The following is an 8,910-nucleotide window of genomic DNA, read 5'->3' as shown; positions in this document are numbered from 1 at the left end:
AAGCTCTCGACAACGCTCTTTCTCGGCTGATCTTCACGAAGGACGGTCATGTTCTTGGACGGCGGAAGACGGTTCTTCACAGCGTTGAACGGATCTTTACGGCGAACTCTCTATCAATAAGACATCTCCAGAATCTTCTTCAAGTCTTCGGTCTTCAGGTCTCCTGGAGTCACCTCAACCAATCCGCCCATTGTTCTCATTGCGTCTTCAGCTAATCTGCCAAGCATAGATCTCTCGACTCCAAGCTCCTTAAGAGTGATATCGATTTCTACACTTTTCTGAAGCCTATGAATGAGTTCTATTGACATTTCAGAGAGCCTGTTGATATCTATCACGCTTCCTGGAGCTCCCATTATCTGAGCCACTCGCGCCAGTCTCTCTTTTGTATGAGGCCTGATGTAATCAAAGAAGGCAGGTCCTGTAGCACAAAGCCCCGCACCGTGTGTAACATCGTAATGAGCACTTATTGGGTGTTCTAATGAGTGGTTTGCAATACAGCCCGATAGTGTTTCACAAATGCCGGCGGCAGTACTCGCCCAGGCAAGAGCAGTCCTGGCTTCAATATTATTCCCATCCGTGTATGCTATTGGTAAATAGTGATTTATAAGCGCCATTGCTTCCATCGCGAGAAGATCAGATGTCGGTTGATGATTTGTATTTATGTACGACTCAATTGCATGATAGAAGGCATCCATGCCGGTAGCTGCCGTCTGATAGGGGGGCAAGGTCTTCATAACCTCAGGATCCACAACGGAAATGACAGGAAAAGTCTGGTCGAATCCAACGCCTATCTTCTCGTTGGTTTCACTGTTCGTCACAACCGCAAAGGGGTCAGACTCGGTTCCTGTTCCGTGAGTTGTTGGAATGGCGATGATAGGGAGCGCAGCTTTCGGAACTCTTCCTCCTCCAGATCCGGTGTACTCCCAACATCGGCCACCATCTTTGGCCACCACTGCAATGAGCTTTGCCGAATCTATTGGGCTGCCTCCGCCAAGACCTATGACCATATCGCATTTTTCTCTGTTGGCAATTTCGGCGCCTTTGTCGACCGTTGATGATAGTGGGTTAGGTACTATATCATCAAACACAACACTTTCGATTCCACTTTTCTCCAAGATCGAGATCACTTCATCAAGAAGACCTGTTTTCTTCGTACTACTTCTTCCTGTTACTATCATTGCCTTCTTGCCCAGATTTCTGGCTAGTTTGCCTACCTTATTCACCGTACCCACACCAAAGACAATCCTTGTCGGCAGAAAATACTCAAAGTTCATCGTTTTGTCCATTTCTTCGACCTCCCAATTTGCTACTTCATGATTTGACGGTAATAGTCTTACACTGTTATATAAGAGACTCAAAGGTTTCTCCGGCTCGAAGCTCACAGACTTTGGCAGAAAACCTTCGCTCAATTGCCTTTATAACTTCATCCCCTGTACAGTGCCCAATGTGGAATTTCTCAATCTTAAATCCCTCTAAATAGTTGAAAATCCCATCAAGCTCCTCCTTTGTTTTGTGAAGCAAATGTAGGCCCCCAACCACAGCCTTCACCTCTCCATACTCAGAGGCTTGCTTGATTATGTTTCCAATACCCCTGTGAGAACAACCGGTTATTACCGTTACAATACCGCTCTCGACAAGAGCAAGAGAAAGCTCATCACCGAAGAAATCGCGAGTTTGCTTTCTGCCATCAACCTTGTTATGTTTCTCCTCAGGCCTCTCATCTGTGGCAAAAGGCGCTGCGGTCATTACATAGAGATCCTTTTCAATCTCCTTCGAAGAGCATACATTTTCTACTGACGCCCCAAGCTCTTCGAATTCTGCTCTATTAATTTTGGGACTTGACTCCACTTTACCGCTATACTTCGGCTCAAAACCACCTTCACCAATCAGTACTCTCTTTCCTCCAGACTCACGAAGTACGCTCTCTAAACCTCCAAGATGGTCGTAGTGACCGTGGCTGATGATAATCATTTCGATCTCAGACAAATCTATACCAAGTTTCGCTGCATTCTTAACAGCAACGTCTGTAGATCCGGTATCGAACAAGTACTTTTTTTTGCTTGATTCAATGTAAAAAGAGATACCGTGTTCAGACTCAAACCCTTTAAGAGCTTTGTCGTTGCACAAAACAGTTATCTTCATGTCATTTCTCCCTTCGCCGCCAAGCTCTCTACTCAATTCCCACTGTACAACAAGCTTCACCAACTATTCGGATCATATATCTATCTTTCTCAACTCCACCTGCAATCGACCAAGTTTGTACTATTGCGCATCTGATAGTCGTATCTTTCAAGATTCCTTTCCAATAAACCTCTTCAAAGAAGCTGACAACAAGAATTCCAAGAATAGTGCAACTACGATTACCGGTCCGGGAGGCATATCAAGCGCATAAGAAACGAATATGCCTATTATGCTAGCTACCACTGCCAGGCTCACAGAGAAAACGATCATACTTCTGAATGAGCGAGCGATAAGCTTCGCGGCCACTGCCGGAATGACCAGAAATGCCGTAACCAGTATAATTCCTGCAATCTTGACTGAGCTTACAACACTCAAGCTGATTCCTACTAGGACTGCATAGTGAATGGCCCCAACAGGCACACCGTAATGCTTCGCCATTCCCTCGTCATACGAGTAATATAGAAGCTCTCTGTAGAATATCGTGAAGAAGGCCATAGCGACAAGGTTAGCTGCGATAAGCAGCCAAACGTCTTCAGAAGTAACCATCAGGATGTTCCCGAAGAACAGGCCCATCACATCCGGTGTGTATCCTCTTACAAATGAAAGCGCGATTACTCCCAGAGACATCGAAAGAGGAAGGAGCATTCCGATTACGCTGCTTTCGGACAACTTGTTCCTCCTGGTAAAGTAGCTTACGGCAATTGCAAAGACAACGGCGGTAATTGCCGCCATAAGCAAATAATCCGTTCCGAGAAGTAGGCCGAAAGCAATTCCTCCAAATGTCGCATGAGCTGCACCATCTCCAATGAACTCTATCCTTCTTAGCACAACCACACTCGAGAACACTCCAGTTAGTGAACTTACGAGAATGGCGGCCACTAATGCGTTTCTCAGGAAACCGTAGCTTATGATGTCCTTCACAAAATCCTGAATCATAAGTGGTGCTCCCTTTCGAAGTGATCTCTCGATCTTATGAAAAGGTCGAGGTCGCCAGAAAAAGCTGATTGCAGTTCTTCTGGTCGTATCTTGTCAGCAGATGTGTGGCAATGAAGGGTCTTGTTAATACACATCACAGTATCACAAGCTTCAAAAACCATTCCAATATCATGGCTCACCATAAGTATTCCCATGTTTTTATCGTTCTTTAGTGACTCAAGCAACCTGTAAAAGGAGGCTTTTCCCATTTCGTCCACACCGGCTTCAGGCTCGTCCAGTATCAACAACTCCGGTTCTGATGCCAATGCCCTCGCAAGCATCAGCCGTTGATACTCGCCGCCGGAGAGTGTACCGGCTCTCCTTTCCTTCAGATCATATATACCTACCCTTTCTAGAAGATCCTCAACTTTCTTCCAATCGCACTTTCTCAGGGGTTTCAGGATTCCGCGCTCTCCATAGAGACCCATCGCGGCCACTTCCTTAACTCTTATTGGGAAGTCTCGCTTTCTTTCGGGGCTCTGAGACAAGTATCCAATTTTCGCTGAAACAGACACCTTCCCCGAATAGTCGCTCAGATCACCAACGATCGCTTTAATTAGCGTTGTCTTTCCGGCACCGTTTGGACCAATTATTCCTACGAATTCTCTTCTGGACACTTCGAAAGACACGTCCCTCAGGATCCAGTGGCTGCCGATCTTGTAGCTCAAGCTCTCTACTCTTAGGATTCTACTCTCCATCAAAGACCCTCTTGATCTCTCCGAGATTCCACTGCAACAGCTCGATGATGCCGCTCATTGAAATTCCAAGACTGTCAAGCTCCCCATGTCTTACAGATGTCTCGGCCGTCAGAATATCTATGGCTCTCTTAGAGTGCTGGTACTCCGCAAAGATACCAACAACTTCCTCGCCCCTCACAAAATCGACAAGTTTCTTTATCTCGCCTATTGTAGGCTCATCTCCTATCCCTTCTAGAACCGGTTCGAGTCTCAATCCATATCTTCTGAAGAAATAGGTAAAGCTGGGGTGTGCAACAATGACTACGCTTCCACGAAACTTCTCAAGGTATGAATTTGCCTCTTCATCGAACTCCTGCAGATCATCAATAAGCTGCGCAGCATTCGCTGAAAAGTACCCAGATTTCTCTGGTGCGATTTCTGAGAGCGCTTCAACTAGAAAGGGTATAACGTAATCAGTAAGAATCACTGGATCAAGCCAAATGTGAGGATTCACGTGATGGTCATGTTCGTGTTCTTCGTTCTGCTCTTCTTTCTCCATGATAAGCTCCTTGGGCAAGAGATTCCCAATGTACACAACCGTCTTGCCTCGGGAGGCGAGATCGTCCAGATGTCTTTCCAGGAAAATCTCAAGATCTAGGCCGTTTGCTATTACCAGGTCCGCTCCATCCAGTCTTCTTATGTCAGAGATCTTTGGAGAGAAAATGTGGGGGTTCTGACCCGGCCCTATAAGAAGATCTACCTGAGCATTTTGACCCACGATTTCCTTTACAATCAAATAGTAGGGATTAATCGTTGCAACTATCCTGAGCGAAAAAACTGTACCCGAAAGTAATGTAATCAGCAGAAAAGGAATCAATATTACTCTTCTTGTCATACTCTGCCCTCCTCAACATCGGAGACGATCTTTCTCCTGCAATCCCCGCAGATTCCAATGAAGTAAAACACATGGTTAGTAATCGTAAAATCTCGGTTTTCCGCAACTCTCTTTGCAAAAGAATCGACAAAGCACTCATAGAAAGGCTTAGTTTTGTGGCATTTCTTGCAGTGCAGAAAATGAACTGGCTCCCTCTGACTGCTGAAATAGAATCTAGTCTCGCACTCGAATGATATCGAGCGGATAAGACCCTCGTCCTCAAGAAAGGAAAGACCTCTATAAACGCTTGAGAGATTAGGTTTTTCATCAAGCATTTCATGAATTGAATCAGCGCTCAACGGCAATTCAGATTTATCTATGATCTCCAGAACTTCTCTTCTGAGTGATGTCATTCTCTTCAAAGGGCACCTCCTATAGGCAAACAATTCGCGCAAATCATTTGCACTACATTTTCGCACATTTCTCACTTCCTGTCAATTCTTGGTTTGCAGCATTTTCTTGTGAAGAGCTTCAGAAAGCCCCCAATGGTAAAAGAGGAAGAGTCTTTGCAAGCTGAGCTACTCCTATGATCTCTATTCCCGGGTCTCTGATCAGCATCAAAGCCTTACCAGAAGTATCCTGCCAGACTTCTCCATAGACTCTGATCCTCTTTCTATAGAGCACCTGCAGATCTGCCTGATCGAGCGCGAAAAGCGATGCCTCCTCTGACCTGATTCGAACCACAATGTCATCGCCCACTAAGGTGAGACCGTTTACCGACGTTACTTCGAATTCCACCCAGATCACTCTTCCCAAAAAACCCCCTGACTGGTAAGAATAGAGATTTCCTCTCACAATTGAAGCATCAAATACAGGAGACTGATCATAGAAAGTGAAGATCCCCCTTCTACTCCTGAAAGCTTCTCTGTAAGCATTCCTTATCTCAGATGAATAATGGGACGTGTCCTCATAGGTAAGAGGTCTGGCCAAACCTTGCCTAACTATATCAGAATTTATCAAGGTACCTTCCGAGTCAAAAAGATACGCAAGGTGTCTGCCGTATGTATCCTTTCCATGAAGCTCAAGGGTAACTTTTCCACTCTCGCGTGTTATCATTTCCAGATAATCTTTCGCTTCATCGGCAAACTGGCCCGCTGGTTTGCTGCCTGATCTAGTTTCCGGCGCATCTATTCCTATAAGCCTTACAGTGCCGTTTAGCGCCTTCACCGTAACGGAATCACCATCAATTACCGAGGTAACCGTAGTGACAAGTCTTGAGCGGTCGCATGCCTGCAGGAGAAGGAGTGCAATCAACAACAGGGAAGCCATGGCTAACGCAGCTCTTTTCTTCAATATCCGCTCCTCCTTTCCAATATTAAGACATCAGTACCATTATACCGACAAGTGCGGAGATCTCTCGCCTGCATCTGTTTCATGATTAAGCTTTCTGAACAGATACCTTATTCCTACTAACAGAGGTTACAATATGACTGAGGCTACGATAAGTACGTGCAGTACAAAGGTGGTGTGATAATGAGACTGGATAATCTCTCTGAGAATATTCCGGATCTTTTTCTCGAAGCTCTAATGGGAATTGAAGATGGAATAGCGATTATCGATGAACACTCAAATACGGTATTTGCAAACAACGCTGCGTCTATCATGATAGAAGACATCAAAGAAGAGATCTCGAAGAAGATAAGAGAAGTTAAGCACTCAAGCGAGGACTCATTGGAGTTTCATCACATTAGACGTGCTGGAAGGTGGTTAAGGTATTATGTAAAGAGACTGTCGGTGTCGGAGAGAGTCTTCTTTCTCTTCGTGGTTGAAGATATCTCCGACCTGAAGCTGGCCGAACAAACTATCTCCCAACTGGCTCACTTCGACGGCGAAACCGGTCTTCCAAATTACGTGCTTTTCAGAGATAGAGTTAACATGGCGTTATTCAGGAGCAGAAGAAATAACTCCTCCTCTATGGTCGCTGCCTTCGAGTTTGTGAGCAAAGGAGGGGTATCGAGTATCGAAGAATCAACGATAATCGATATGGCACACTCGCTGGTGAGAGGGATTAGAAAGAATGACACGCTCTGCAGATTCTCAAGAAGAGAGTTTCTACTTCTAGCTGAAGATCTGAAGGATTACAGAAATGCCAGCACAATACTTCGAAAGGCCCTCAACGCATTCAAAATCTGGCAAGAAAACTGTGGCGAGTTCTCTATGGAACTAAGGGCGGGATTTGTATTGCTCCCGAGAGATGGTGTTGATGCCGAGCAGCTTGTCAATAAGGCCTTCGCTTCAATTCACAGTTCAGAGGCAAGAAAATGAAGACCTTGCTCATCATGACCTCGCTGATCTCAATACTGCTGATCGCGCCTTTTTTAATACCGGTGAGCGATCTTGAAAATACTGTGGTCCCAAGGCTTCTAGCCGATGAAGACAGTATGTTCGTCACGATCAATAATGCAGACATCCACTACAAAGCAAAAGGAGAAGGCAAACCCCTTTTAATGCTGCTACATGGATTCGGAGCAAGCACTTTCTCATGGAGAGAAGTGATCGGTCCTCTCTCTGAAGAGTTCTCTGTTATTGCTTTCGACAGACCTGGATTTGGCCTGACCTCAAGACCACTTGGCGAGGATATCAGTTCTTTCAACCCATACTCTTTGGAAGGACAGGTTGAGTTAACAGTATCGCTTATGGAATATTTGGGATTCGAAGAGGCAGTGCTCGTTGGTCACTCGGCCGGAGGGCTTACAGCTCTTGAAGTCGCGGCTCAACACCCAGAAAAAGTGCTTTGCCTTGTCCTGGTTGACGCGGCGATCTACACAGAAGACACAGACAGTTTCTTGTTCAAGATACTTACGAGCACTCCTCAGGGAAGGCATTTGGGGCCGCTTATCTCGAGAACTCTCTTGAGAAACTCAGACAGTATCCTGGAAATGGCGTGGTATGATCCGGAAAGACTGACTGATGAAATACGTGAAGGTTACAGAAAGCCGCTTAAGGCATCAAACTGGGACAGGGCTCTCTGGGAACTTACACTCGCAAGAAGACCTTATGACTCCTCAAAGGTACAGAGCGTAAGAATCCCATCTCTAGTCATTACTGGCGGCTCTGACAGAATTGTCCCTGTGCAGGACTCAATTAGACTGGCCGAAGAGTTGCATTCTGCCGAGCTCTTCATCCTTCCCGAAACCGGCCATCTCCCACAAGAGGAAAGTCCAGCTCTTTTTCTGGAGATTGTCATTCCCTTTGTCAGATCGCTGATTGAAAAAGACTAGATTATCGGGAACCAGATAAACTCTGGAGCAAGTAGATGCAGAAAGAACGAGAGCCATGTGACGATCATCAGAGCTCTGTGCAATGGTCTCCACTTATTCTTCATAGCAGGAACGTACTTGCCCAGAAGGTAGACTACGAACTGGGCCAAGACGCTTAAGAAGACCAGGCTTCCGCTGTAGAGAATGAAGCCGCCGGTTGCCAGGTATCCGTGTAATAAAGCGGAAAGCATAAGCACAGAGCCAGTCCAAGGGTGAACAATAGCAAGAAATCGAACCTGCTTCACGAAGGCCGCTCTCGGAGGGTTTTCAAGTTTTGAAGAGCGTTTTAGGGTTGACCGCCTAAGAATAAACAGTGATGTATTAAAGAGCAGTAAAATAAAGTTGAACCATCCGAGAAACCTCATAGTATCAAGCAACGAAGACACCTCCTACATCAATCAACACTACAAGATACCAGCGTGATATAGAAACCGGCACTATATGACACTCACTGTTTTTCGGTAATCGTACTCTTGGCATGTTTCTTTACTTACAGTTCATTATGGTCTAATGAGTGTAGCTCCGAAAATGTGTTAGGGAGAGGTGCACTATGTACTATTCTAAGGAAAGCGCTAGAGGTAAGTTTCTTCGGTCCATCGGTGAAATGTACCCATACACAATCAAAAAAAGGAAGAGAATCGACTCCTGGTCCTTCAATTCAAGAAGAGTCTCCCCGGAGTTCAAGTGGTCTCCCGATAGCTTTCCGGTATATTTTTCAAGGGAGATCGAACTCCCGCCAATTGATGCTGATGAGCAGCTCATTCTCAGAAACTGGTTTGGTGGAGAATCACTAGTGAGAATCAATGGAATTACCTATGGAGAGATCAATACACATCACAGAGAGCTCGATCTTTCCGTTTTTGCCGGCGAAGTGGTCCTTTAT

The 8,910-nt window shown here is 45.6% G+C and carries 11 protein-coding genes (1 of these 11 cut by a window edge); 3 read left to right on the top strand and 8 right to left on the bottom strand.

Features of this window, described 5'->3' with window-relative positions:
• Positions 1 to 113: 113 nt before the first annotated feature.
• The 7 genes from B3N33_RS04950 to B3N33_RS04920 all read right to left on the bottom strand — a co-directional run bounded on the left by B3N33_RS04950 (position 114) and on the right by B3N33_RS04920 (position 6,060).
• Entirely contained in the window at positions 114 to 1,286 is a 1,173-nt protein-coding gene (locus tag B3N33_RS04950; RefSeq protein ID WP_292592353.1) for an iron-containing alcohol dehydrogenase, read from the bottom strand.
• A 55-nt stretch (positions 1,287 to 1,341) separates the two neighbouring features.
• Positions 1,342 to 2,142 carry an MBL fold metallo-hydrolase gene (locus tag B3N33_RS04945; RefSeq protein ID WP_292589132.1) on the bottom strand — a complete coding sequence of 267 codons (801 nt, stop codon included), beginning with the start codon at positions 2,140 to 2,142 and terminating at the stop codon, positions 1,342 to 1,344.
• Between the two features lie 147 nt (positions 2,143 to 2,289).
• Positions 2,290 to 3,117: a metal ABC transporter permease gene (locus B3N33_RS04940; RefSeq protein ID WP_214060809.1), complete on the bottom strand. Its 828-nt coding sequence runs from the start codon at positions 3,115 to 3,117 to the stop codon at positions 2,290 to 2,292.
• Positions 3,114 to 3,854 carry a metal ABC transporter ATP-binding protein gene (locus tag B3N33_RS04935; protein WP_102818824.1) on the bottom strand — a complete coding sequence of 247 codons (741 nt, stop codon included), beginning with the start codon at positions 3,852 to 3,854 and terminating at the stop codon, positions 3,114 to 3,116. The genes B3N33_RS04940 and B3N33_RS04935 overlap by 4 nt, the downstream gene beginning before the upstream one ends.
• Positions 3,844 to 4,728 carry a metal ABC transporter substrate-binding protein gene (locus B3N33_RS04930; protein WP_292589128.1) on the bottom strand — a complete coding sequence of 295 codons (885 nt, stop codon included), beginning with the start codon at positions 4,726 to 4,728 and terminating at the stop codon, positions 3,844 to 3,846. The genes B3N33_RS04935 and B3N33_RS04930 overlap by 11 nt, the downstream gene beginning before the upstream one ends.
• The gene (locus B3N33_RS04925) at positions 4,725 to 5,120 is read right to left on the bottom strand and encodes a Fur family transcriptional regulator (RefSeq protein WP_258001668.1); all 396 of its coding nucleotides are present in this window, start codon (positions 5,118 to 5,120) and stop codon (positions 4,725 to 4,727) included. The genes B3N33_RS04930 and B3N33_RS04925 overlap by 4 nt, the downstream gene beginning before the upstream one ends.
• Positions 5,121 to 5,238: 118 nt before the next feature.
• A complete protein-coding gene (locus B3N33_RS04920; RefSeq protein WP_292589126.1) occupies positions 5,239 to 6,060 on the bottom strand; it encodes a thermonuclease family protein in 822 nt (273 codons plus the stop codon).
• 180 nt (positions 6,061 to 6,240) lie between these two features.
• Here B3N33_RS04920 and B3N33_RS04915 point away from each other — a divergent pair, with 180 nt between their 5' ends.
• Together B3N33_RS04915 and B3N33_RS04910 are read left to right on the top strand one after the other, a co-directional pair.
• On the top strand, positions 6,241 to 7,032 hold the full coding sequence (locus tag B3N33_RS04915; RefSeq protein WP_292589124.1) for a diguanylate cyclase domain-containing protein: 792 nt from the start codon (positions 6,241 to 6,243) through the stop codon (positions 7,030 to 7,032).
• Positions 7,029 to 7,988, top strand: coding sequence for an alpha/beta fold hydrolase (locus B3N33_RS04910; protein WP_292592351.1), 960 nt, complete (start codon positions 7,029 to 7,031; stop codon positions 7,986 to 7,988). The genes B3N33_RS04915 and B3N33_RS04910 overlap by 4 nt, the downstream gene beginning before the upstream one ends.
• On the opposite strand, the gene B3N33_RS04905 is transcribed toward B3N33_RS04910, so the two are convergent.
• Positions 7,985 to 8,413, bottom strand: a complete 429-nt coding sequence (locus tag B3N33_RS04905) for a hypothetical protein (protein WP_292592349.1) — start codon at positions 8,411 to 8,413, stop codon at positions 7,985 to 7,987. The genes B3N33_RS04910 and B3N33_RS04905 overlap by 4 nt on opposite strands.
• Positions 8,414 to 8,577: 164 nt before the next feature.
• Here B3N33_RS04905 and B3N33_RS04900 point away from each other — a divergent pair, with 164 nt between their 5' ends.
• Positions 8,578 to 8,910, top strand: partial view of an alpha-mannosidase gene (locus B3N33_RS04900; protein WP_292592347.1) — the 5' portion only. 2,733 nt of this gene lie beyond the right edge of the window; 333 of the gene's 3,066 nt are visible here — the first part of the coding sequence; its start codon is at positions 8,578 to 8,580; the stop codon falls past the right edge of the window.

It is taken from the genome of Mesotoga sp. UBA5825 (assembly GCF_002432955.1).
Lineage (GTDB): Bacteria > Thermotogota > Thermotogae > Petrotogales > Kosmotogaceae > Mesotoga.
Note: the sequence above shows the minus strand (reverse complement) of the source record. Positions and strands in the feature narration are given on the sequence as shown.